The following is a 22,261-nucleotide window of genomic DNA, read 5'->3' as shown; positions in this document are numbered from 1 at the left end:
CCGGGCGGGGGCATGCCCGGGAGTATGCGTAATGGTCGACATCCCCCTGAACGACGCCGCGGTGTGGCGCGGGCGCAAGCGGCGCCTTGCGTTCGGATTCGGCGCACTGCTGGTGCTGGCCGGACTGTTCGGCGCGATCATCGGCAATGCGCACAGCGCAGCCGAGCAGCGCCGCGAGGCGCAAAGCTGGTATGTCCATACGCTCGAGGTGATCGTCGCGGCCGAGGGGCTGAAGGCCGCGGTCAACATGATGATGCGCGGCGAGCGCGGCTATCTGATCACCGGCGACGAGAAGTTCCTCCGCTCCTATTCCACCGGCCGCAAGGAAGTGCCCGAACTGGTCGCCCGGCTGAGCCGCAATACCGGCGACAATCCGGTGCAGGTGCGCAACATCGCCTCGCTCAGGCAGCATATGACCAGCTATAATCGCGTACTCGAACAGGTGATCCGCCTGCGCCGCGACGGTCGCGAAGCCGAGGCGGTCGCAATCGTGCGCAGCGGATCGGGCTATAACCAGATCGAGGGGCTGCTGGCGGTCGTCACCGCGATCGAGAGCGAGGAGCGCCGCCTGCTGGCCGAACGCGCGCGCATTAACGAGGCCGCGGAGCAGACGATCGAGCGGCATTATTATGCGCTGGCCGCGGTGGGCGGCGTGCTGCTGATCATCGCCGGGGCCGCGGGGGTCTCCACCGCACGGGCACAGAAGCGCGCACGGCTGGCCAACGAACGGCTGCGGATCAGCGCGACCACCGACGAACTGACCGGCCTCGCCAATCGCCGCAGCTTCATGAGCTCGCTCGAAGTAGAGGTGGCGCGGGCCAAGCGCAGCGGATCGCCGCTGTCGGTCGCGGTGGCGGACGTCGACTTCTTCAAGAAGATCAACGATTCCCATGGCCATGCCGGGGGCGACGAAGTGCTGCGCGTGCTTGCCCGCACCGCGAAGGAGACGATGCGGACCGGCGACGTGGTCGGCCGGCTGGGCGGCGAGGAGTTCGCCATCCTGATGCCCGATACCGACGAGAACGAGGCCCGGATCGCCTGCGAACGGCTGCGCGGTGCGGTCGCGGCGCGCAAGGTGCGGGTGCCCGGCGGGGCGGATGCCGAAGTGACGCTCTCGACCGGCATCGCGCTGCTGGTGCCCGGCGAGGATCGCGACCGGCTGGTGCGCCGCGCCGACGATGCGCTGTACCGGGCCAAGGAAGGCGGGCGGAACCAGGTGCGGCTCGCCGCCTGACGCGCTATCCTGTCCCGCAAGGGAGAGTGGCATGACGCGGATCTGGGCAGCAGTGGCGATGGCACTGGTCACGATGGCCTGTGCCGATGCGCGCGTTCCCCTGACGATCCATGACGGCGGCCGATCGGTTCGCGACAGCGATGGCGCGCTGCGCTCGGGCTGGCCCGGGGTCTATTATGAGGCGCGGTTCAACGGCACTGCGGTTCGCGTCGGCGTGGAGACGCGGCGCGAAACGGTGCGCGTGCTGATCGACGGGGTCGAGAAGACGCGTCTGGCCCGGCCCTTTTCGGGCTATCTCATCCTCGACGATCTTGCGCCGGGCGACCATGTGGTGCGGCTGGAGCGGCTGACCGAGAGCCAGCCGGGCGAAATCCGCTTTCTTGGCTTCGATATTGCCGAAGGGCGGGCGCTGCCGCCGCCGGCCGCGCGGGCGAAGCGGATCGAGTTCATCGGCGATTCGCACTCGGTCGGCTATGGCAATACCTCGCCGACGCGGGACTGCGATGGCGATCGCGTCCACGCCACCACCGATACCCAGCAGGCGTTCGGCCCGCTGCTCGCGAAGCGGCTCGACGCGGATTACCGCGTGATTGCCTGGTCCGGCTTCGGCGTGGTGCGCAATTATGCGGGCAATGTGCCGGGCGAGAGCCTGCCGTCTATCTACGCACGCGCGATTCCGGGCGAACCCGCGTCCGCCGCGCCTGAAGGATGGAAGCCCCAGCTGATCGTCATCTATCTGGGTACCAACGACTTCTCGACGCCGGTAAAGCCGGGCGAGGCATGGGCCGACGACGCCGCGCTGCGGGCGGCATGGCGGACGCGCTACATCGCCTTCATCGCCGATCTGCGGAAGCGCCAGCCCCAGGCGCGCTTCGTGCTGATGGGCGCGGACAATTTCCTCGCCGATCTGCGCCAGGTCGCGGAAGCATCCGGCAACGTCACGCTGCTCCGCGTGCCGGCGATGGAGATGACCGGGTGCAACTGGCATCCGTCGCTAAAAGATCACCGGATGCTGGCCGATATTCTGCAAGAATCGGTTTCGAGTATCTCTAATCTTTGGAATTCATCCGAAGTATTGCTTCCGTTGGACGGGGATGGATCAATAGGATAATCATTGCGGCATAGTCGAAGGGGGAAAGACTATGCGAATCGGTGGATTTAAGGCCGTCATCCTTTTGGGGATCGTGTCGACGAGTTTGCTTTCGGCGCAGGATCGAAAACCTGATCGCGAAACGGGTCCGATGCCTGGTATCGCTTCCGTCTCTATCGAGATGATGGGGCCGACGGGCACCGACGCGCTGCTGCTCGTCCGGCCTTCGCCGCAGCGCGACCTGCCGCCGGGCTTTGCCTATCCCTATGAAGGCGACCGCATGGTCGCCGTGAACGATCAGGGGCGCGACGGAGACCGGCGCCGTGGCGACGGTCTCTACTCCGGACGGGTGCAGTTCGATCGCGCGCGGTTCGAACAGGATGTGCAGCGCGCGGCGCAGCGCCTCGAATCCCGCAAGACCATGGCGCCGCCCGGCCGTTCGCTGCGGTTCGATCGTGCGCGGAAAGTGACGACCGTCGATGCGCGCACGCATCGGGCCTCCGTCCTGCAGCAGGCGAGGGAAGGTCTGGTGGCGTTGCGCAATCCCAAGGGCCGCCGTTCGGGCGAGCTGTTCCGGGTCAACCGGGCCGGTGCGGTCGCTGAGGCGCATATCCTCGATCGTCGCGTCCCGCTGGATCTGCTCGGCAGTGCCCTGACCGACCCTTCCGACATCATTCCCGGGCGTTCGCTGGTGATCACCGATCTTCAGGTGATTGCCGACCCGACCCGCACCTTCGATCCCTGTCAGAACCAGGGCAATCCCGACGGCGTCTGGACGTTCAAACATCTGGTGACCCAGATCGCCAATCAGAGCGCGACGGGCGTCACGCCGCTTACGATCGCGCGTGCGCTGATCGAGCTTCCGGGCGCACCGCAGCAGGTGAACGGGTTTACGGTTCCGATGCGGCCGGGCCTGGTCAACAGCGTCGTGGGGTGGCCGAAGGATGCCGATGGCGAATATATCCTCGACCTGTTCCCGGCGCGGTTGCTGGCGATCGTCTCACGCACCGATCTGGCGACGGGAGGTTATGGCGGTGGCGGCGGCGAGCTTCGCTTCGTCTTCGGCATGGCGGAGGCGCCATGCGGTCCGGCCGAGCCATCGACCATCATCCTCGAGTTCCGCGTCAACAAGGCGAGTTGCGCGAGCAAGCAGGGCTGGGCACAGCAATGGCTCGCGCTGAGCGATCCGGACCTCGGGATCGGCACCGGCAGCGCCTATAACCAGCAACTGGCGCAGATGACCGAATCGGTGGTGCATGCGGGCGCCAACCCGCTGCAGTCGCCCAACCGCAGTGCGCTGGGTCAGATACGAACCAATGATCGGGCCTATGGCCCTTGGGCGCTGTTCGAATATGGCCTGATTCCCACCGGACAGCCCAATCCCGGCCAACTGCGCATGACGACGGTGAAGCAGACGCCCGATATCTCGTTCAAACAGACGCCCGCCGGGGCCGCGCAACTGGCAAGCTACATCGCCGCCAACGAAGCGGCGCTGTTGGCCAACAGCCATGTCGTGCCGGCCCTGTTGCCCGGGGGCGCGCCGTTCCTGGGCGGGGAAGCGCCGACCTTCAACAACGGCTCGTTCTCGTGGACCAGCACGCTGTTCCAGACACCGGTCAACGGACAGGCGCTGTTCAACTTCTCGATCGCGACCTGCAATGGCTGCCACACCGGCGATACCAGCGGTACCTTCACGCACATCAATCCGCGGGTGACGGGTACGCAATCAGGACTCTCACCCTTCATGCGTGATCCCGGCAATCCTGCGGAGGACGATATCGAACGCCGCCAGCGGATGATGGCGGACACGCTCAACCTGATATGTCCGCTCCTTCCGGTAGGCGCTGTCCTGCCCGGAGGATTTGTCGACTAGGACCTAGACCGCCTTCAACGCCTCTTCGAAGTCGGCGATCAGGTCGTCGGCATCCTCGACGCCGATCGAGATGCGGACCAGATTGTCGGTGATGCCCAGCGCCTTCTTGCGTGCCTCGGGGACCGAGAGATGGGTCATGCCCGCAGGATGGCTGGCCAGCGTCTCGGTGCCGCCCAGCGACACGGCGAGCTTGGCGATCTTCAGCGCGTCGAGGAAGGCGAACGCTTCGGGTTCGCCGCCCTTGAGATAGAGCGAGAAGGTCGATCCGGCGCCGATGCAGTGGCGGCGATAGATATCGGCCTGACGCGCATCGTCCCCGCCTTCGAGGAAGCCGAGATAGCCCACGCGCTCAACCTTCGGGTGATCTTTCAAGAACGCGCAGACCTTGGCCGCATTCTCGCCCGCGCGGCTCATGCGCAGTTCGAGCGTCTCGAGGCTGCGCAGCAGCATCCAGGCCGTGTTGGGATCGCAGATCGTGCCGATGGTGTTGCGCATCAGGCGGATGGTGTTGATGTGCTCCTTCGAGCCCAGCACGCCGCCCGCGACCAGATCGCTATGGCCGCCCGCATATTTGGTCAGCGAGTAGACGACGATATCCGCGCCCTGCTTCAGCGGCTGCGCCCAGATCGGCCCGAGGAACGTATTGTCGATGGCGATGGGCGGCTTGGCGCCCTTGAAGATCGCGTCGCGGCTGGCGGCCACGGCTTCGACATCGACCAGCGCGTTGGTCGGGTTGGCCGGGCTTTCGAGATAGATCAGCGCGACGTTTCCGGTTGCGGCCTTGGCCAGCACCGCGTCGATCTCCTCGCGGGTCGCGCCCGCCGGGAAGTCGAGCCAGTGGACGCCGAAGCGGCCGAGGATGCGCGCGATCAGCGTCTCGGTCGCGGCATAGAGCGGGCCCGAATGGACGATCGTGTCGCCCGGCTTGACCATCGACAGGAACAGGGTGGCGATGGCCGACATGCCCGACGAGAAGGCGAGCGCGTCTTCGGCCTCTTCCCACACGGCGAGGCGATCCTCGAGGATCTCCTGGTTCGGGCCGTTGAAGCGCGAATAGACCAGACCATCGGCACCGCCCGGACGCTTGCCGGTGACGCCCTCGAAGTGGCGCTTGCCTGCAGCGGCATTGGGGAAGACGAAGGTCGAGGTGAGGAAGATCGGCGGCTTGAGCGATCCTTCCGACAGCATCGGATCATAGCCATGGCCCATCATCATCGTGGCGGGACGGAGCTTGCGCCCGCCGACCTTTTCCACGGGCGCCTTGGCGCGGCGGCGCGGCGTGGCGCCGGTCAGATCGGCTTCGGTCTCGTCGGTCATGGGAACTCCGGAATCTTTTGGCCCGGCGATACGGGCAGGATGGTATCTTCTGTAACGAAATCGGCGGCGCAAGCCACCCCGTTGCTTGGCGGCAGGATAGCACCACAATGGCCGCTTTTCAGCCTATGCGCCCGGAATGGCGATGATAGCTTCCTTTCGCTGAAGGTTGGGGGGGAATATCATGCCGGACACGTCACTCATCGCTCGTCTTGCCCAGATTTATGCCGGGCAGGGCATCCGCTACTCGCACCTGAAAACGGTCACGCTGGCGCAATGGATGCTCGAAAGCGGGCGCGGCACCTCGGATCTCGCCAAGCTGCACTATAATTTCGGCGGCCTGAAGTGGCGGCCGGAAATGGGCCTGTTCGCCACCAAGGTGATGTACCAGGCGCATGACGGGCTGGACGCCTATTGCAAATTCTCGACGCTGGAGAATTTCATCTCGGGCTATTGGGCCTTTATCGGCCGTGCGCCTTATTCGGGCTGGGAAAGCCATGTTGCCACGGCCGAGGATTATATCCGCTTCATCGGCCCGATCTACACGCCGAAGCCGAGCTATGCCGACGATGTGATCAAGCTGATGCCCGAAGCGGCGAAGCTGCTGGCGGACGGATCGGCCGTCGCCAAGGCGACCACCGGCACCGATATCGGTACGGTCGTGCTCGATCCCGGCCATGGCGGCGAAGCGAAGGTGGGCGGCAGTTCGCCGAACAATGCGATCAGCGTATCGAACGTGAAGGAGAAGAAGCTGGCGCTCGATTTCTGCTTCATCCTGCGCGACGAGCTGATCAAGCAGGCGACCGCGGCGGGGCAGAAGATCCAGGTGGTGATGACCCGCACTACCGACGTGAATGTCGGCATCGCCCAGCGCGCGGCGCTGGCGGGCACCAGCAAGGCCAAGGCATTCGTCTGCCTGCACTTCAACGGCGGCGTGGCGACGGCGCAGGGCGCGGAGACCTTCTACGCCGCGGCGGCGAACGGCAACCTCAACGAAGCCGAGGACAAGGCCTTCGCCACCGCCATCCATGCCGGGCTGATCGCGGGCATGAAGTCGATCCATCCCGGCGCCAAGGATCGCGGCGTGAAGCCGGATACCCAGTCCGGTCCGAAGGTGATGGGCGTGCTGCGCGACACCGCGCTCGGCAATATCGGCAAGTCCAAGAAGTGCCTCGGCGCCTATATTGAGGCGGAGTTCATCACCAATCCGACGATCGACAAGCTGCTGATCTCGGGTCCCGACGCGGTACCAAACCGCACCAAGGTGATGGCCTCGGTCGCCAAGGCGCTCCGGGCTCACATGGCTGCGAACTAGGGGATCAGGCTGTCAGGCCGATAATCGAGATCTGCCGCCCATAATCCGGCTCGGCCCGGTGCGTGGCGCGGCGGAAGCTGTAGAAGCGCTCGGGCTGGGCATAAGTATCCTCGCCCAGCGCTTCGACCTTGCGGATGCCGGCCGCGGCCAGCCGGTGCGAGACATAGGCTTCGAGATCGAACTGATGGTGCCCTTCGCGGCTCGTGGCGAAGAAGCGCTCGTTCGCGGGATCGGCTTCGGCGAAGCGGCGCAGGAAACCGTCATCCACTTCATAGCTGGCCCGCGCGATGCACGGGCCGATCGCGGCGACGATGCGGTCGCGCCGGGCGCCGAGCGATTCCATCAGCGCGATGGTGGTGTCGGTGACGCCGCCGATCGCGCCCTTCCACCCGGCATGCGCCGCGCCGACGACCTGCGCCTCTCGGTCCGCGAACAGCACCGGCGCGCAGTCTGCGGTCAGGATGCCGAGCGCGAGGCCCGGCCGGTCGGTCACCAGCGCATCGGCATGGGGGCGCAGGCGATCCTCATAGGGTTCGATCACGGCGACGCCATCGGGCGAATGGACCTGATAGACGGTGGCGAGACGGCTGCCCGGCAGCACGGCCTCGGTCGCGCGGCGGCGATTCTCGGCGATGGTCGCGGGATCGTCGGTCGATCCGGTGCCGACGTTCAGGCTGGCATGGATACCGCTCGAAACCCCGCCGGTGCGGCCGAGAAAGCCGTGCGCGATCCCGTCCAGCGCCTTGGCGCGGACCAGGGTGACGGCCTCGCTCACAGCGTCAGCCGCATCAGATGATCCTCGTCGAGGTGATTGCCGACCTTGAACGCATAGATGCCCTGCGCCGCGAATCCATAGCGTTCGTAGAAGCGCCGGGCGCGGTGATTGTCGACATAGACCGAAAGCCACAGCTCATCCGAACCGCGGGCGCGGGCGGTGTCGATCACCCAGCCCATCAGTTCCTGCGCCACACCGCTGCCCTTGGCGCGGTCGGCCAGATAAAGCTGGCGCAGCTCGGTGGTCTTCGCGTCGGTCTTGGCCGGCAGGGTCAGGTCGCCGATCTTGGCATAGCCGAGCAGGCCATCGGCATCCTCGGCGATGCGGAAGCGGTGATCGGCGGAGTCGAACTCGGCGGTCCAGGCTTCGAGCGTGAACATGCCGAGAAAGGCCGCCAGATCCTCGGGCGCATAGAGATGGCCGAAGGTCGCGAAGAAGCTCTCGCGGAACAGCGCATCGATCGCGGGCAGGTCGGCGGCGGTGGCGTCGCGGTGGGTGGTCACGATCCGAATCCCTCCGGAACCGGCCAGCCCGGCGCGGTCAGCGCGATCACCTTGAACAGCTCGCCCATCTGCTCGTCATCGACCAGCCGTTCGCGATCCAGCGCGATGCTGTCCGCCCGGTCGGGATGCGCGCGCGACAGGCTGTCGGCGCGTGCGTCGATGCCCAGTGCTTTCAGGAATGCGCCCTGCGTCACCGGGCCATGCACCACCAGCCCCTCGATCTCGGCGGCTTCCTTCAGCGTGGCGAAATCGACATGCGCGGTCAGGTCCGCCTCGCCCGGCTGGTCGAATGGATTGACATATTCATGCCCGCGCACCGCCTGCAGCGTGTCGCCGATTGCGGGCCCTTCATAGCCATAATCGACGATCAGCGCCGCGCCGCCCTGTTCCAGCAGTCGCGCGGCCAGCGCGCGCAGGATCGCGACGGTGGGTGGCGAAGTCTCGAGGATCGATCCGGGATCGGCGTCGCGCAGGTGATGCGGGATGATCTGGTCGAACCCGCGATCGCCGACGATGGGCAGGAACAGCGTGTCCTGACAGGCGACCAGCCGCTCGCGCCAGCCCATGTCGGTCTTCATCAGCTGGCGGATCGGCAGCGCGTCGAAGAATTCGTTGGCGACCACCAGCAGCGGCAGATCGTCTTCCACGCCGACCAGATCGAGGCTCCATTCGGCATGCGGCACGCGCTCCGCCTGGGATTCGCGCAGCACCGGGCTGGTCTCGACGAAATTGACCGGCGGCTCGAGGCCCGCCTTGGCCATCGCCCGCAACGCATCGGCGGCCAGCGTGCCGCGGCCGGGGCCGAACTCGACATAGCGCGCAGCCGGGCGTCCGGCGCGATCCCACATGTCCGCCAGCCACAGCCCGACCAGTTCGCCGAACATCTGGCTGATCTCGGGCGCGGTGGTGAAGTCGCCGCGCTCGCCCAGTGGATCGCGGGTCGCGTAATAATGCGCGTTGGCCGCGCCCATATATTGCGACAGCGGAATCGGCCCGGCGAGCGTGATCGCGCGCGCCAGCCGTTCGGCCAGCAGCGGCTCGGCAGCGTTGGCGCCGCGCTCCTGCGGGTTCGCGTCGAGCGGGTTGCTCATATCGGGTGTGTCACGCGGGTCACGAGAGGGCACATGCCTTCCCCCGATCCCTCCCGCAAGCGGAAGGGGAGATTCAGGCCACGCTTTCCGAACCGGCAATCGGCTCCACCCGCTCACGGCGCTTCTTTGCGGTCGCGATCAGATAGACGCCACCCGCAATCATCGGCAGGCACAGCAGCTGGCCCATGTGCAGGCCCGGCGTGCCGAGGATCGGATTGTCCAGATACTGCCGGTCCGGCTCGCGGAAGAACTCCACGAAATAGCGGAAGCCGCCATAGCCGAGCAGGAATACGCCGACGAGCTTGCCCGGATCGTAGCGCGCCTTGGTGCGCCAGAAGAGGTAGAACAGGATGCCGAACAGGACGAGTCCTTCGAGACCGGCTTCGTAGAGCTGGCTCGGATGCCGTGCCGCGCTGCCCGCGCCGGGGAACACCATCGCCCAGGGCACGTCGCCCGGACGGCCCCACAGCTCGCCGTTCACGAAATTGGCGAGACGGCCGAAGCACAGCCCGAACGGCGCGCAGCAGGCGACATAGTCATGGACGCGCAGCCAGTTCAGCCCGTTCTTGCGCGCCAGCCACAGGATCGCGACGGTCGTGCCGATCACGCCGCCATGGAGCGACATGCCGCCCTGCCACAGCTGCACGAACTGGAGCGGATTGATCAGCAGTTCGGGCTGGTAGAACACCGCATAACCGATGCGTCCGCCCAGAATGATGCCCAGCGTCGCATAGAAGACCAGATCGTCGGCATGGCGCCGCGACATCGGCGCGCCGGGCTGGGCCAGCAGCTTGAGCAGATACCACCAGCCGACGAGGATGCCGGCGATATAGGCCAGCGAATACCATTTGATCTCGAGCGGGCCAAGCTTGAGCGCCACCGGATGAAGCCCGAGCTGGCTGAACTGGATATGCTCCGCGACGGCGGTCAGCATCGAAAGGTGCAAGGTCACTCGGTCCCCCGGTGTGATGTTCGGCCCTTCCTTAGAGCCGGGGCGTGACAAACCCAAGTGTATTGTTTGAACAACACGCATTCGCTCCCGCTGGCGCACCGCCGCGCGGCGCGATAGAGCAGCGCGGATGGCCGATGCGCAGAAGCAGAACCGGGTGGGCACGCTCCTGAACGAAGGGTTGAGCCGGCGGTCGATGCTGATCGGCGGCGGCGTGGGCGTCGGTCTGCTGGTCGCGTGGGCGGTATGGCCACGCACCTATCTGCCCAATCTCACCGCCGATGCGGGCGAGACCTTGTTCGGCGCCTGGCTGAAGATCGGCACCGACGGGCATGTCACGGTGGCGGTGCCGCAGGCCGAGCTTGGGCAGGGCGTGTTCACTGCCTTCCCGCAGATCGTCGCCGACGAGCTGGGTGCGGCCTGGTCTTCGGTGGGGGTCGAAGCGGCGCCGCTCAATCCGCTCTATGCCAATGCGCTGGGCGCGGCGACCCTGTTCGAGGCGGCGCTGGGCGGGCTTTCGGATACGCTGCAGCGGACCCATGCGACCCGCACCGCTTTGGTGCTGACCGGCGGATCCTCGTCGATCCGCAATTTCGAGGAAACGCTGCGTCAGGCGGGTGCCGCGGCGCGGGCGATGCTGTGCAAGGCGGCGGCGCGGCAATGGGGCGTCGACTGGCAAGCATGCGGCACCGCCAATGGCGAAGTGATCCACGGCAACCAGAAACTGCGCTTCGGCGAGATCGCGGCGGCGGCGGCCAACGAAGACGTACCCAGCCCGCTGCCGATGCGCAGCGGCGACGCCAATCGCCTTTATGGCCAGACGGTGCCGCGGCTCGACGTGCCGTCCAAGGTCGATGGCAGCGTGAATTTCGCGGGCGATGTGCGGTTGCCCAACATGGTCTTCGCGTCGATCCGGCAGGGTCCGGTCGGCAGCGCCGGGCTGGCGCGGGTCGACGAAGCGGCGGCGAACAAGGTGCCGGGCATGCGCGCGGTGGTGAAGACCGACAAATGGGTCGCCGCGGTCGCCGACAATTGGTGGGCCGCCGACCGGGCGCTCGATGCGATGCGGCCGCGCTTTCAGGTTCCGGGCGAAGTCATCAACGACGACAGCATCGCCGAAGCGCTGAGCGGCGCGCTGGACGGCGAAGGCGTACGCATCGCCGAAAGCGGCGATCTGGCGGCGCAGTTCAAGGGTGCGCGGCTGGTGACGGCCGAATATCGTGTCGGGCTGGCGCTGCACGCGGCGATCGAGCCGATGACCTGCACCGCCAGCTATGCCGATGGCCGCATGTCGCTATGGCTGCCCAGTCAGGCACCGGGTCTGGCGCGCGCGGCGGCGGCGCGTGCGGCGGGGCTGAGCGAGGACAGCGTTACCATCTATCCGATGATGGCGGGCGGCTCGTTCGGCGGAAAGCTGGAGCATGCGGTGGCCGAACAGGCAGCGGTGATCGCCAAGCGGATCGGCCGCCCGGTGCAGCTGACCTGGTCGCGGGTCGAGGATTTCCGCCACGATTGCTATCGCCCGGCCGCCGCCGCGCGGATGGCGGGCAAGCTGGGACCGAACAAGTCGCTGGCCGGCTGGCTGGCCAAGATCGCCGCACCCTCCTCGGGCCGCGAGCTTTCGGAGCGGCTGCTGGGCGGCGATCCGCTGGTCGCGGCGTCGCTCGCGCTGCCGGGCGGCGATGCCTCGGCGGTAGCGGGGGCGATCCCGTCCTACGCCATACCCAATTATGCGGTGGATCATCACCCGGTGGCGATAGGCGTGCCGACGGGGCATTGGCGCTCCGACGCGCACAGCTACACCGCCTTTTTCAACGAGAGCTTCATCGACGAGCTGGCGCATGTCGCGGAGAGCGATGCGGTGACGTTCCGCATGGCGATGCTCGGCGGCCAGCCGCGGCTGGCCCGCTGCCTCCAGCTCGCGGCGCAGCTCGGCAACTGGCAGGGCGGGGCACAGGGCACGTCGCAGGGCATCGCCTGTCACAGCTTCCGCGGATCGCATATCGCAGTGCTGGCCGAGGCCCGGCTGGCGGCGCGCAAGGTGAAGGTCGAGCGGCTGGTCGCGGTGGTCGATGTCGGCCGGGTGGTGAACCCCGATCTGGTCGCGCAGCAGATCGAAGGCGGGATGATCTTCGGCATGGCGGCGGCGATCGGCGGCAGCACCGGTTTCACCGACAATGTCGCTTCGGTGATGGATATCGCCGACCTCAACCTGCCGCGTCTGGCGGACATGCCCGATATCACCGTGGAAGTGATCCGCAGCGATGCCGATCCGGGCGGGGTGGGCGAGCTGGGCGTGCCTGCCGTGGCACCGGCCATCGCCAATGCGCTGCAGGCCGCGTCGGGCGTCCGCTTCCGCGCGCTGCCGCTGCTTTCGGACGTCGAATGAGCCGGCCTCCGGGTCATCCGCCCGTTGCGACGGGCAGGACCGGCGTGCTGCTGGTCAATCTCGGCACGCCCGATGCGCCGACGCCGGCTGCAGTGAAGCGCTATCTTGCCGAATTCCTGTCGGACCGGCGCGTGGTCGAAATTCCGCCGCTCGTGTGGCAGCCGATATTGCGCGGGATCATCCTGAACACGCGGCCGAAAAAGTCGGCCCATGCCTATTCGTTGGTGTGGCGCGAGGACGGGTCGCCGCTCGCCGCGATCACGCGCGAACAGGCCGATGCACTGGCGGGTGCATTCGGCGAAGGCGTGATCGTCGACTGGGCGATGCGCTATGGCAATCCGGCGATCGGCGAGAAGCTGAAGGCGATGAAGGATGCCGGATGCGAGCGCATCCTGATCGCGCCGCTCTACCCGCAATATTGCGGCGCGACGACCGCGACGGCGAACGATGCGGCCTTCGCCGCGCTGGCGGATATGCGCTGGCAGCCTGCGGTGCGAACCTTGCCGCCCTATCATGACGATCCGGCCTATATCGCCGCGCTGAAGGCCTCGGTCGAAGCCTCGCTGGCCGCACTCGATTTCGAGCCCGAGGCGATCGTCGCCAGTTTCCACGGCATGCCGCAGCGGACGCTGGAACTGGGCGATCCCTATCATTGCCATTGCCGCAAGACCGCGCGGCTGCTGTCCGATGCGCTCGGCCGCGATCTGACGGTGGCGTTCCAGTCGCGCTTCGGCCGCGCGAAATGGCTGGAACCGGCGACCGATGCGACGCTGGCGAAGCTGGCGCAGGACGGGGTTAAGCGGGTCGCGATCGTCGCGCCGGGCTTTTCCGCCGATTGCCTCGAGACGCTGGAGGAGCTGGCGATCCGCGGGCGCGAGACCTTCCTTGGCGCGGGAGGTATCGACTTTGCTTATCTGCCCTGCCTCAATTCCGATGCCGCAGGCATTGAAATGCTGCGCAACATTCTGGGCCGGGAGCTTGCGGGCTGGATTGTGTCCGCCTAGCGTTCAGGAAACTGAACATTGAGAGGATAGAGATCATGGCACGTGTGGCGATCGTAACCGGCGGCACCCGCGGCATCGGCGAGGCGATCAGCCTTGCGCTGCAGGAAAAGGGCGTGATCGTCGCGGCCAATTATGGCGGCAATGACGATGCGGCAAAGGCGTTCACCGATCGCACCGGCATCAAGGCGTTCAAATGGGACGTGGGCGATTTCGACGCGTGCCAGGCCGGCGTGGCGCAGGTCGAGGCCGAGCTGGGCCCGGTCGATATCGTCGTCAACAATGCCGGCATCACGCGTGACGGCACGATCCTGAAGATGACCCGCGACATGTGGGAAGACGTGATCCGCATCAATCTGGGCGGCTGCTTCAACATGGCGCACGCGACCTTCCCGGGCATGCGCAACCGGAAATGGGGCCGCATCGTCAATATCGGATCGATCAACGGGCAGGCGGGCCAGTATGGCCAGGTCAATTATGCGGCGGCCAAGTCCGGCATCCATGGCTTCACCAAGGCGCTGGCGCAGGAAGGCGCGCGTGCAGGCGTGACCGTGAACGCGATCGCGCCGGGCTATATCGACACCGACATGGTGGCGGCGGTTCCGGCCGAGGTGCTGGAGAAGATCGTGGCGAAGATCCCGGTCGGCCGCCTTGGTCAAGCGAGCGAGATCGCGCGTGGCGTGACCTTCCTCTGCTCGGAAGAGGGCGGGTTCGTCACCGGGTCGACGCTGTCGATCAATGGCGGGCAGCATATGTACTGACGGGCGAAGGGGCGGCCACGTCCGCCCCGGTGCGCAAAGCGCATCGCCCGGCACGGCCGGCGGGTCGGCTCTGCCGAACCCGTCCGACGGCGGCTTTGCCGTCGTCACTTCCCGAACCCCACACAAACGAAGAGGGCCGGTCCCGAAGGACCGGCCCTCTACCCTCGATACACCACGCGAGGGAAATCGTACGCCGACAACGGATACGGACTAGCGCGGTTCCATTGAGCTTTCGCTGAACGACACGGTTATCTCAGGTTCATGTTTCCTGCGGGTGTCCCGCGGCGCGACTTGCCCTATGACGGGTCCAATGCGCGTCTGGCTGTTGCTTCTCTTCCTGCTGTACCTGAACTTCCCGTCCTCGGGGGAGGAGCCGCTCGACCGGTTCCGGCCCGGCGCGACGATGAAGGCGGTGCAGGTGCCGCTGGTGAAGGGCCGGCCCGATTGGCGGCGCGTGGGCGCGCTTACCTATCTGGGCGGCGTTCGCCTCACCGGATCGCAATCGGCGTTCGGGGGCTTCTCGTCGATGACGCTGGTGGGGGAGCGGTTCACGCTGCTCAGCGACGGCGGGCATCTGGTCAGCTTCGACATGGGCGCCGACTGGGTCCCGCGCAACGTGACGTTCGGCGGGCTGCCGGACGGACCGCAGAGCGGCTGGCTGAAGGCGGACCGCGACAGCGAATCGATGACCCGCGACCCCGCCACCGGCCGCTATTGGGTGGGGTTCGAGCAATATAGCGCGATCTGGCGCTATGGCCCCGATGGCCGGGCCGAAGCGCATGTCCGGCCCGAGGCGATGAAGCGCTGGCACGACAATGGCGGCCCCGAATCGATGGTGCGGCTGCGCTCCGGCGCGTTTCTGGTGATCAGCGAGACGACGCCGGGGCCGGGGAAGAAGGGCCGTGACGCGCTGCGCTTCGATCGCGATCCGACCGATCCGAAGGCGCAGGTGATGCGCTTCGCCTATCAGCCGCCCGAGGAATATGACCCGACAGACATGACCGAACTGCCCGACGGGCGGTTGCTGATCCTCAATCGCCGGGTGAGCCTGACGCAATTGTTCACCGCCAAGCTGGTGATCGTCGATCCGCGTGAGATCCGGGCCGGCGCGGTGGTGCGCGGCGGCGAGATCGCGAGCTTCGTCGCGCCGCTGATCCGCGATAATTTCGAAGCGCTGGCGGTGACCCGCGAAGGCGGCGCGACGATCATCTGGATCGCGTCGGACGACAATCGTATGTGGTTCGAACAATCGCTGCTGCTCAAGTTCCGCCTGGACGGCTAGGCTGGCGCGATGCTGCTGATCTTCCTCTATGGACCGTTGGCGTCGGGCAAGCTGACTATCGCCAAGGTGCTTGCCGAGCGGACCGGCTTTGCGCTGTTCCACAATCACCTGATCGTCGATGCGGTGGCCGCGGTGTTTCCGTTCGGATCGGAATCGTTCGTGCGGCTGCGCGAGGCGTTCTGGCTGGAGACGATTGCCGCAGCGGTGGCCGAGGATCGATCGCTGATCTTCACCTTCGCGCCCGAGCCGACCGTCAGCCCGGACTTCGCCGCTCGCGTGGCGGGTCTCGTGGCGGACGGCGGTGGGCAGGTGGTTTTCGTGGCGCTGACGCTCGCGCCCGAACTGCAGGATCAGCGCGTGGCGGCGCCGGATCGCGCCGCCTTCGGCAAGCTGCGCTCGGTCGATCTGCTGCGCGAATTGCGACCGTCGATCCACGCCTGCATCGCCGGGATGCCGGCTCCGGCACTCACGATCGATACCGGCGCGATTTCACCGGAAACGGCAGCAGAGCGGATCGTCGCGGCGCTGCCGGGCTGACCCAAACGCGAAAAGCCCGCTCTCCGGCTGGAGAACGGGCCCGCGATTCGCCTGAAAGCGAAAAAAGGGTTAGGCAGCAGCCTTTTCGGCGCCGGCCTTGCGGACGTCACGCTTCAGGCGGCGGCAGCGCTGCGAGAGATCCTCGTCGCTGGTCTTGAGCAGCCAGTTGTCGAGACCGCCAACATGCTCGACCGAACGCAGGCCGTGCGTCGAGACGCGCAGCTTCACGCTCTTGCCGAGCGCGTCCGACATCAGCGTCACATTCTGCAGATTCGGCAGAAAGGTACGCTTGGTCTTGTTGTTGGCGTGAGAAACGTTGTTCCCCACCTGCCGGCCCTTGCCGGTCAGCTCGCAAATGCGCGACATCGCTGTTAATCCTGGTTTTGGCCCCAAACGGAGCCGGAAAGGCTGCGCCGATAGTCGGAATGGGACGGTGCGTCAACCGATTCGCCCGTAAAACTCCTTGCTCCGACGCAACCCAGATGGTGAATGATGCGTTATTACGCAAACGATTCAATTTGGGGAGACGAACCGATGCGTGGAATTCTTGTCCTTCTGGGCCTCGTGGCCCTTGGCGCGGTCGTGCTGATGTCGCTCGGCATGCTCAATATCCAGATGCAGCAGGGCCAGTGGCCGCAGGTCAGCTTCGACATGAAGGGCGGCAAGCTGCCCAAGGTACAGGCGGATACCGGATCGGTGGGCATCGGCACCACCAACACCACCGTTGTGGTGCCCACGGTGGAGATGAAGAACACTACCGTCACCCTGCCTACCATCGAAGTGAAGCAGGCCAATTCGACGGCGCCCGCCGAGAAGAAGTAAGAGTCTGTCTGGAACGCGAGGAAGATCGCGTTTCGAGGCGGTACCGCACGCGCTAAAGGCGCGCAAAGGACATAACGCCCTGACGCGGGTTTCGGACATGAGCCGGTCCGGCTAGGACTGGCTCATGTTCCCGCTCCCCGAACCGATGCGCCTGGCGCTCGACGCTGCCCGCGCCGCGGCGGCGGCTGGAGAAGTGCCGGTCGGCGCGGTGCTGGTGCATGATGGGCGAATCGTCGCGACCGCGGGCAATGCTCCGCGCGATCTGCACGACCCGACCGCTCATGCCGAGATGCGGGTGATTCGCGATGCGGCGAAGCTGCTCGGCCGCGATCGGCTGGAGGATTGCGACCTGTGGGTCACGCTGGAGCCGTGCGCGATGTGCGCGGGCGCCATCGCTCATGCGCGGATCGCGCGACTCTATTACGGGGCGGCCGATCCCAAGGGCGGTGCGGTCGAACATGGCCCGCGCTTCTTCTCCCAGCCGACCTGTCACCACCGCCCCGAAGTCTATCCCGGCATCGGCGAAGGCGAGGCCGCGGGGCTGCTGAGGGACTTTTTCCGCGACCGGCGGGGCTGATCGCACGGAAATCCCGCACATCATGTTGTGATTCGCCTGCGGTTACCGCTATGGAGAGCGGACGCCCAATGGACGACATCCCCTCCTTTCCCTGGATCGACGTCGCGATCATCCTCGCGCTGATCGCGCTCAACGGCGTGTTCGCCATGTCCGAACTCGCCATCGTTTCCTCGCGCACCGCGCGTCTCGATGCGCTGGCGCGCGCGGGCAAGCGTGGCGCGCAGACCGCGATCGACCTGGCCGCGGACCCGGGCAAGTTTCTGTCTACCGTGCAGATCGGCATCACCCTGATCGGCATCGTCGCCGGCGCCTATTCGGGATCGAGCCTTGGTGGGCCGGTCGCGGCGCGACTGGAATGGCTGGGCCTCGATCCTGAGATCGCGGACACTGCCGGCATCGCGCTCGTCATCGCGGTGACCACCTATGCCTCGCTGATCGTCGGCGAGCTGGTGCCCAAGCAGTTCGCGCTGCGCTCGCCCGAGCCGATCGCGGTGCTGGTCGCGCTGCCGTTGCTGTATCTGAGCCGGGTGACCGCGCCGATCGTGTGGCTGCTCGACCAGAGCAGCGGGCTGATCTTCCGCCTGATCGGCCTCAATCGCGAATCGGAGAATCGTGTCACTGCCGAGGAACTGCACCTGATCGTTGCCGAGGCGACCAGATCGGGCGTGATCGAGGAGCATGAGCGCTCGATCATCTCCAGCGTGGTGCGCCTCGCCGACCGTCCGGTGCGCGAAGTGATGACACCGCGCACCGATGTCGACTGGATCGACGTCAATCTGGACGATGCCGGCATTCGCGAGGCGCTGTTGCAGACGCCGCACACCCGCCTGCCGGTGGGCGAAGGGTCGATCGACACGGTGATCGGCGTGGTGCAGGCGCGCGATATCGTAGGCGCGCTGTTCCGCGGCGAAACGCTCGACCTGCGCAAGCTGACCCGCACCGCGCCGGTGCTGCCCGATCAGGTCGATGCGATGGACGCGCTGGGTGCGCTCCGCCGCGCCGAAGTTCCCATGGGCCTGGTCCATGACGAATATGGTCATTTCGAAGGGATCGTGACGCCCGCCAATCTGCTGGCGGCGATCGCGGGCGAGCTGTCGTCGGACAAGGTGCCCGGCGAAAATCCCAATGTCGTGATGCGCGAGGACGGATCGATGCTGGTCTCGGGCCAGATGCCCGCGGACGGCCTTGCCGAGCGGCTGGGCATCGATCTGGACGAGGATCGCGACTACGCCACCGTCGCGGGCCTGGCGCTCGCGGTACTCAAGCATCTGCCCAAGGAAGGCGAGCATTTCGTCGAGCAGGGCTGGCGCTTCGAGATCGTCGACATGGACGAGCGCAAGATCGACAAGCTGCTGGTAAGCCGCGCCGAGGGCTAGGCACTGTCCCGGCATGGCGTCGAGGGGGACGGGCATGCATTTCACCGCGGAAACATCGAAGGCGAAAGTCGCGCTGCTGATGCTGGGCAGCGTGGCGTTCGTCGCGGGCGGGGCGTGGATGGTGACATCGGGCGCGGACGATCTGGCGCGGTTGCCGCTTGGGATCATCGTACCGGTGCCATGGATCGGCTGGGCGGCGATCGTCTTTTTTGGACTGGCCGGGGTTGCCTGGTCGCGCCAGTTCTTCAGCGGCGGCCCGGTGATCGAGATCAGCCCCGAGGGTCTCTATTATCGCCGCTGGTCGGAAGCGACGATTCCCTGGGACGCGTTCGATCGCGCCGCGATCGGCCAGATCCATCGCCAGCGCATGCTGACCTTCTGGCTGCGCGATCCGGCGGCCTGGCCTTCGACCACGCTGCAGGGCCGCACGGCGGGCGCGAACAAGGCGATGGGCTTTGGCGATATCAGCCTGAGCATGGCCGGGTTGAATCGCAGCTTCGACGAACTGGTCGCCGCGTTCGAAGCGAATGCAGGGCAGTTGGCGCGCTGACGCCGACGCATCCAGCCCGTCAGAGTTTGCCGAACGTGCCTTCGAAGCCCTCGATATCGCCATTGGCGAGATAGCCGGCCTGATCGATCCAGCGGTCGCGCGACAGGCGGCCCTGGAAATCGCCCAACTGCGCGTCGAGCGCGGTCGCTTCGTCAGGCGAGAGCGCAGCGATCTGCGCGAAGCTGGTCACGCCGACGCTGTTGAGCCGTTCGGCGAGACGCGGACCGACGCCCTTCATGCGAGTGAGATCGTCCGGCGCGCTTGCCGCAACCGGTTCCGGTGCGGGTGCAGGTTCCGGTGCCGGCTCGGCTGCGACTTCGGCAGCGGCGAGTTCGGGCGCGGTTTCGGTGGCGATATGCTCGACCGGGGCTTCGGCCACCGGCTCGGGCTCCGATGCGGCTTCCACCACCGTCTCGGGGGCCAGTTCGGGTTCCGGCGCAGGCCCGGCGAGATCGGCGGCCAGCGTGGCGGGGCTGGCATCCAGCGGTGCAGCAGCGGCGATCGGCTCGTCGGCCAGCGGTTCGGGCGCGGCCTCGACCAGCTCCGCGACCTCGACGACCGGCTCTACCGCTTCCGCGACGGGTTCGACTGCTTCGGCAACGACTTCGGGTTCGGCCACAGGCTCGAACACGGTTTCGCCGACCGCGGCAACTGGAACCTCGGCAATCGCCTCGGCTTCGCCCGCAGGCGTCGAATCGACCGGTGCGGCATCGGCGCTGGGGGCCTCTTCCAGCGGGGCGGGTTCGGGTTCGCGGGCCGGGGCGCCTTCCAGCGCGACAGGTTCAGGCTCGGGCGTGGCTTCGACGACCGGCTCGGGAGCCGTCTCGACCACGGGTTCGGGTTCCGGCGCAACCTCCACGACCGGTTCCGGCTCGGGTGCGATGGCGGCCAGCGGCTCGGGTTCCGGTGCGGGCGGGGTCTCGACGATGGGCGGCGGCGGGGTGATCGGCCGGGTCGGCGGCACTTCCTGCTCGAGCTGCCATGCGGCCAGGCTCTCGGCTTCCTCGCGACGCATCTTGGCGCGGCTCGCCGCAGCGGCCGTGATCCACCACAGGACCAGCAGCACGACCAGCACCACCGCGCCGATCAGCGCGAAGGGCAGCGTGAGCCATTCCGGACCGCCCGGCACCAGCGGGGTGGTCGATTGCAGTGCTTCCATCATTGCGCCCTCCCAGCGCTACGCCCCGAGTCTTAACCCGAGACATAGCGCAGGTACGGGCGGCGTCCAGCCAGTCCTAGCGCCTTGGGCGCGGGTTTTGTGCATCTGCGAGACGGACCAACTGGACGAATTCGTTCCGCCAATAGTTGCCAGAGGTGCCCGCCAGGCTGAATATCTGAGGATAACCGAACCCATTCAGATACTTATCGCCACGAAGCCGCTGCCCGAAGGCCGCGACCGCGGTGATGAAGGCCATGTCGCCCTGCGGCGCCTGTGCAGTGCGAATAAACGAGGCCGGAACCGGCCGCGAGATCAGCCGCGACGTCTCGTTTCCGGGCAATTTGTAGCGCAGCTTCACGAACGCCGCCTCGCTGCCGCCCGCGGGCGCGCCGCCGGGGCGATTCGCTTCGTAGCGGCGGTCGGGCAGCCAGCCGGGGCCATCGGCAGGGACGATCTCGTACAGCGCGGTCACCTGATGCCCCGCGCCGATATCGCCCGCATCGACGGTATCGTTGTCGAAATCCTCCTCCTTCAGCGCGCGGTTCTCATAGCCGATCAGGCGATATTCCTTCACCTGGGCCGGGTTGAACTCGACCTGGATCTTCACGTCCTTGGCGATGGTGAAGAGGGTGGCGGACAGTTCGTCGTCGAGCACCTTCTGTGCTTCCATCGCACTGTCGATGTAGGAATAATTGCCGTTTCCGAAGTCCGCGATGCGCTCCATCATCGCTTCGTTGTAATTGCCGGTGCCGAAACCGAGCGTTGTCAGCGTGATGCCGTCGTCGCGGTTGCGCTTGACCAGTTCCTCCAGCGTCTTGTTGTCGCTGATCCCGACATTGAAGTCGCCATCGGTGGCCAGCAGGATGCGGTTGATCCCGCCACGGATCATGTTGGCGCGGGCCACGTCATAGGCCAGCTTGATGCCCTGTCCGCCCGCGGTCGATCCGCCGGCCGACAGGCAATCGATCGCCTGCTTCACATATTCGGGCCGCGAGGTGGGCTCGAGCACGACCCCGGCTGCCCCAGCATAGACCACGATCGAAACCTTGTCCTGCGGCCGCATCCGCTGGGCGACCAGCGTAAGCGCATGCTTCACCAGCGGCAGCTTGTCGGACGAGTTCATCGATCCGGAAACGTCGATCAGGAAGACGAGGTTCGCCGCCGGGCGCCCGCGTGCCTCGACATCATAGCCGCGCAGCCCGATCCGCATCAGCCGCGTGTTCGGGTTCCACGGCGTACGCGCCATATCGGTGGTGACGCTGAACGGCACGTCGCGCGAGGTGGGGCGCGGGTAATCGTAGCGGAAATAGTTGATCAGCTCCTCGGTCCGCACAGCGTCCGGCGGGGGCGTCGCGCCGCTCTTCAGGAAGCGGCGGACATTGGCATAGGCGCCGGTGTCGACATCGATCGAGAAGGTCGAGACGGGCTGCGCCAGCACCGACTGGATCGAGCCGACTTCCTTGCCGTCATAGCGTTCGGTGTTGCCCGGTGCGCCATAGGGCGCCTGGGTGGGATAGGGTTGCGGCACCGAAGTGCTGGTGGGGTTGTTGTTGGCAAGCACGCCCATGCGCTCGCCCACCCGCGGCCGGGTGACGCGGTTGCCGCTGACGACCGGCTCGCTCCTTGGCGCACTGCGATAGTCGCCGGTCGGCGCGGGCGGCGG

Annotated in this window: 21 protein-coding genes; 13 read left to right on the top strand and 8 right to left on the bottom strand. The window is 66.6% G+C overall.

Annotated elements, in window-relative coordinates; all coding sequences use genetic code 11:
• The first annotated feature begins 31 nt into the window (after window positions 1-31).
• The 3 genes from P1X14_RS15165 to P1X14_RS15155 all read left to right on the top strand — a co-directional run bounded on the left by P1X14_RS15165 (window position 32) and on the right by P1X14_RS15155 (window position 4,197).
• Window positions 32-1,234: a diguanylate cyclase gene (locus P1X14_RS15165; RefSeq protein WP_277316228.1), complete on the top strand. Its 1,203-nt coding sequence runs from the start codon at window positions 32-34 to the stop codon at window positions 1,232-1,234.
• Between the two features lie 31 nt (window positions 1,235-1,265).
• Window positions 1,266-2,345 carry an SGNH/GDSL hydrolase family protein gene (locus P1X14_RS15160; RefSeq protein WP_277316227.1) on the top strand — a complete coding sequence of 360 codons (1,080 nt, stop codon included), beginning with the start codon at window positions 1,266-1,268 and terminating at the stop codon, window positions 2,343-2,345.
• 160 nt (window positions 2,346-2,505) lie between these two features.
• Window positions 2,506-4,197 carry a hypothetical protein gene (locus tag P1X14_RS15155; protein ID WP_277316226.1) on the top strand — a complete coding sequence of 564 codons (1,692 nt, stop codon included), beginning with the start codon at window positions 2,506-2,508 and terminating at the stop codon, window positions 4,195-4,197.
• A gap of 3 nt (window positions 4,198-4,200) precedes the next feature.
• Here P1X14_RS15155 and P1X14_RS15150 read toward each other — a convergent pair whose 3' ends face one another.
• On the bottom strand, window positions 4,201-5,514 hold the full coding sequence (locus P1X14_RS15150) for a cystathionine gamma-synthase family protein (protein ID WP_277316225.1): 1,314 nt from the start codon (window positions 5,512-5,514) through the stop codon (window positions 4,201-4,203).
• A 181-nt stretch (window positions 5,515-5,695) separates the two neighbouring features.
• Here P1X14_RS15150 and P1X14_RS15145 point away from each other — a divergent pair, with 181 nt between their 5' ends.
• The gene (locus P1X14_RS15145; protein ID WP_277316224.1) at window positions 5,696-6,826 is read left to right on the top strand and encodes an N-acetylmuramoyl-L-alanine amidase; all 1,131 of its coding nucleotides are present in this window, start codon (window positions 5,696-5,698) and stop codon (window positions 6,824-6,826) included.
• Window positions 6,827-6,830: 4 nt separating this feature from the next.
• On the opposite strand, the gene pgeF is transcribed toward P1X14_RS15145, so the two are convergent.
• The 4 genes from pgeF to lgt all read right to left on the bottom strand — a co-directional run bounded on the left by pgeF (window position 6,831) and on the right by lgt (window position 10,129).
• Window positions 6,831-7,601, bottom strand: coding sequence for a peptidoglycan editing factor PgeF (gene pgeF, locus P1X14_RS15140; protein WP_277316223.1), 771 nt, complete (start codon window positions 7,599-7,601; stop codon window positions 6,831-6,833).
• Window positions 7,598-8,104 (bottom strand): GNAT family N-acetyltransferase, encoded by a 507-nt coding sequence (locus tag P1X14_RS15135; protein WP_277316221.1) that lies wholly within the window; start codon window positions 8,102-8,104, stop codon window positions 7,598-7,600. Before P1X14_RS15135 ends, pgeF begins: the two co-directional genes overlap by 4 nt.
• The gene (locus P1X14_RS15130) at window positions 8,101-9,195 is read right to left on the bottom strand and encodes an SAM-dependent methyltransferase (protein WP_277316220.1); all 1,095 of its coding nucleotides are present in this window, start codon (window positions 9,193-9,195) and stop codon (window positions 8,101-8,103) included. The genes P1X14_RS15135 and P1X14_RS15130 overlap by 4 nt, the downstream gene beginning before the upstream one ends.
• Window positions 9,196-9,268: 73 nt before the next feature.
• Window positions 9,269-10,129: a prolipoprotein diacylglyceryl transferase gene (gene lgt / locus P1X14_RS15125; RefSeq protein WP_277316240.1), complete on the bottom strand. Its 861-nt coding sequence runs from the start codon at window positions 10,127-10,129 to the stop codon at window positions 9,269-9,271.
• 145 nt (window positions 10,130-10,274) lie between these two features.
• On the opposite strand from lgt, the gene P1X14_RS15120 reads away from it, so the two are divergent.
• The 5 genes from P1X14_RS15120 (at window position 10,275) to P1X14_RS15100 (ending at window position 16,114) form a co-directional block, all read left to right on the top strand.
• On the top strand, window positions 10,275-12,533 hold the full coding sequence (locus P1X14_RS15120; RefSeq protein ID WP_277316219.1) for a molybdopterin cofactor-binding domain-containing protein: 2,259 nt from the start codon (window positions 10,275-10,277) through the stop codon (window positions 12,531-12,533).
• A complete protein-coding gene (hemH, locus tag P1X14_RS15115; RefSeq protein WP_277316218.1) occupies window positions 12,530-13,537 on the top strand; it encodes a ferrochelatase in 1,008 nt (335 codons plus the stop codon). The genes P1X14_RS15120 and hemH overlap by 4 nt, the downstream gene beginning before the upstream one ends.
• Before the next feature lie 35 nt (window positions 13,538-13,572).
• Window positions 13,573-14,295, top strand: a complete 723-nt coding sequence (gene phbB / locus P1X14_RS15110; RefSeq protein ID WP_277316217.1) for an acetoacetyl-CoA reductase — start codon at window positions 13,573-13,575, stop codon at window positions 14,293-14,295.
• 310 nt (window positions 14,296-14,605) lie between these two features.
• Window positions 14,606-15,577 carry an esterase-like activity of phytase family protein gene (locus P1X14_RS15105; protein ID WP_277316216.1) on the top strand — a complete coding sequence of 324 codons (972 nt, stop codon included), beginning with the start codon at window positions 14,606-14,608 and terminating at the stop codon, window positions 15,575-15,577.
• A 9-nt stretch (window positions 15,578-15,586) separates the two neighbouring features.
• Complete coding sequence (locus P1X14_RS15100) at window positions 15,587-16,114, top strand: shikimate kinase (protein WP_277316215.1); 528 nt, start codon at window positions 15,587-15,589, stop codon at window positions 16,112-16,114.
• 69 nt (window positions 16,115-16,183) lie between these two features.
• On the opposite strand, the gene rpmB is transcribed toward P1X14_RS15100, so the two are convergent.
• The gene (rpmB, locus tag P1X14_RS15095; protein WP_277316213.1) at window positions 16,184-16,480 is read right to left on the bottom strand and encodes a 50S ribosomal protein L28; all 297 of its coding nucleotides are present in this window, start codon (window positions 16,478-16,480) and stop codon (window positions 16,184-16,186) included.
• 168 nt (window positions 16,481-16,648) lie between these two features.
• Between rpmB and P1X14_RS15090 the strand changes: the two genes are divergently transcribed.
• From P1X14_RS15090 to P1X14_RS15075, 4 genes are all read left to right on the top strand, one after another.
• Window positions 16,649-16,936, top strand: coding sequence for a hypothetical protein (locus tag P1X14_RS15090; RefSeq protein WP_277316212.1), 288 nt, complete (start codon window positions 16,649-16,651; stop codon window positions 16,934-16,936).
• Window positions 16,937-17,081: 145 nt separating this feature from the next.
• On the top strand, window positions 17,082-17,513 hold the full coding sequence (locus P1X14_RS15085; protein ID WP_277316239.1) for a nucleoside deaminase: 432 nt from the start codon (window positions 17,082-17,084) through the stop codon (window positions 17,511-17,513).
• A 68-nt stretch (window positions 17,514-17,581) separates the two neighbouring features.
• Window positions 17,582-18,889, top strand: a complete 1,308-nt coding sequence (locus tag P1X14_RS15080) for a hemolysin family protein (RefSeq protein ID WP_277316211.1) — start codon at window positions 17,582-17,584, stop codon at window positions 18,887-18,889.
• Between the two features lie 34 nt (window positions 18,890-18,923).
• On the top strand, window positions 18,924-19,439 hold the full coding sequence (locus tag P1X14_RS15075; RefSeq protein WP_277316210.1) for an STM3941 family protein: 516 nt from the start codon (window positions 18,924-18,926) through the stop codon (window positions 19,437-19,439).
• Window positions 19,440-19,458: 19 nt separating this feature from the next.
• Here P1X14_RS15075 and P1X14_RS15070 read toward each other — a convergent pair whose 3' ends face one another.
• Entirely contained in the window at window positions 19,459-20,601 is a 1,143-nt protein-coding gene (locus P1X14_RS15070) for a helix-hairpin-helix domain-containing protein (protein ID WP_277316209.1), read from the bottom strand.
• 73 nt (window positions 20,602-20,674) lie between these two features.
• Window positions 20,675-22,165 carry a VWA domain-containing protein gene (locus tag P1X14_RS15065; protein ID WP_277316238.1) on the bottom strand — a complete coding sequence of 497 codons (1,491 nt, stop codon included), beginning with the start codon at window positions 22,163-22,165 and terminating at the stop codon, window positions 20,675-20,677.
• Between the last annotated feature and the right edge of the window lie 96 nt (window positions 22,166-22,261).

This window comes from Sphingomonas sp. AOB5 (assembly GCF_029433115.1).
Classification (GTDB): domain Bacteria; phylum Pseudomonadota; class Alphaproteobacteria; order Sphingomonadales; family Sphingomonadaceae; genus Sphingomonas.
The sequence above is the reverse complement of the archived record's forward strand: the minus strand, read 5'-3'. Positions and strand labels throughout refer to the sequence as shown.

Bases quoted from the DNA above. Each gene is read 5' to 3' on its own strand.
- P1X14_RS15085 (WP_277316239.1), top strand. From the start codon at position 17,082: ATGCGCCTGGCGCTCGACGCTGCCCGCGCCGCGGCGGCGGCTGGAGAA.
- phbB (WP_277316217.1), top strand. From the start codon at position 13,573: ATGGCACGTGTGGCGATCGTAACCGGCGGCACCCGCGGCATCGGCGAG.
- P1X14_RS15150 (WP_277316225.1), bottom strand. From the start codon at position 5,514: ATGACCGACGAGACCGAAGCCGATCTGACCGGCGCCACGCCGCGCCGC.
- hemH (WP_277316218.1), top strand. From the start codon at position 12,530: ATGAGCCGGCCTCCGGGTCATCCGCCCGTTGCGACGGGCAGGACCGGC.
- P1X14_RS15090 (WP_277316212.1), top strand. From the start codon at position 16,649: ATGCGTGGAATTCTTGTCCTTCTGGGCCTCGTGGCCCTTGGCGCGGTC.
- lgt (WP_277316240.1), bottom strand. From the start codon at position 10,129: ATGCTGACCGCCGTCGCGGAGCATATCCAGTTCAGCCAGCTCGGGCTT.
- P1X14_RS15145 (WP_277316224.1), top strand. From the start codon at position 5,696: ATGCCGGACACGTCACTCATCGCTCGTCTTGCCCAGATTTATGCCGGG.
- P1X14_RS15105 (WP_277316216.1), top strand. From the start codon at position 14,606: ATGCGCGTCTGGCTGTTGCTTCTCTTCCTGCTGTACCTGAACTTCCCG.
- P1X14_RS15155 (WP_277316226.1), top strand. From the start codon at position 2,506: ATGATGGGGCCGACGGGCACCGACGCGCTGCTGCTCGTCCGGCCTTCG.
- P1X14_RS15065 (WP_277316238.1), bottom strand. From the start codon at position 22,165: ATGGGCGTGCTTGCCAACAACAACCCCACCAGCACTTCGGTGCCGCAA.
- P1X14_RS15130 (WP_277316220.1), bottom strand. From the start codon at position 9,195: ATGAGCAACCCGCTCGACGCGAACCCGCAGGAGCGCGGCGCCAACGCT.
- rpmB (WP_277316213.1), bottom strand. From the start codon at position 16,480: ATGTCGCGCATTTGCGAGCTGACCGGCAAGGGCCGGCAGGTGGGGAAC.
- P1X14_RS15165 (WP_277316228.1), top strand. From the start codon at position 32: ATGGTCGACATCCCCCTGAACGACGCCGCGGTGTGGCGCGGGCGCAAG.
- P1X14_RS15160 (WP_277316227.1), top strand. From the start codon at position 1,266: ATGACGCGGATCTGGGCAGCAGTGGCGATGGCACTGGTCACGATGGCC.
- P1X14_RS15120 (WP_277316219.1), top strand. From the start codon at position 10,275: ATGGCCGATGCGCAGAAGCAGAACCGGGTGGGCACGCTCCTGAACGAA.
- P1X14_RS15070 (WP_277316209.1), bottom strand. From the start codon at position 20,601: ATGATGGAAGCACTGCAATCGACCACCCCGCTGGTGCCGGGCGGTCCG.
- P1X14_RS15075 (WP_277316210.1), top strand. From the start codon at position 18,924: ATGCATTTCACCGCGGAAACATCGAAGGCGAAAGTCGCGCTGCTGATG.
- P1X14_RS15080 (WP_277316211.1), top strand. From the start codon at position 17,582: ATGGACGACATCCCCTCCTTTCCCTGGATCGACGTCGCGATCATCCTC.
- P1X14_RS15100 (WP_277316215.1), top strand. From the start codon at position 15,587: ATGCTGCTGATCTTCCTCTATGGACCGTTGGCGTCGGGCAAGCTGACT.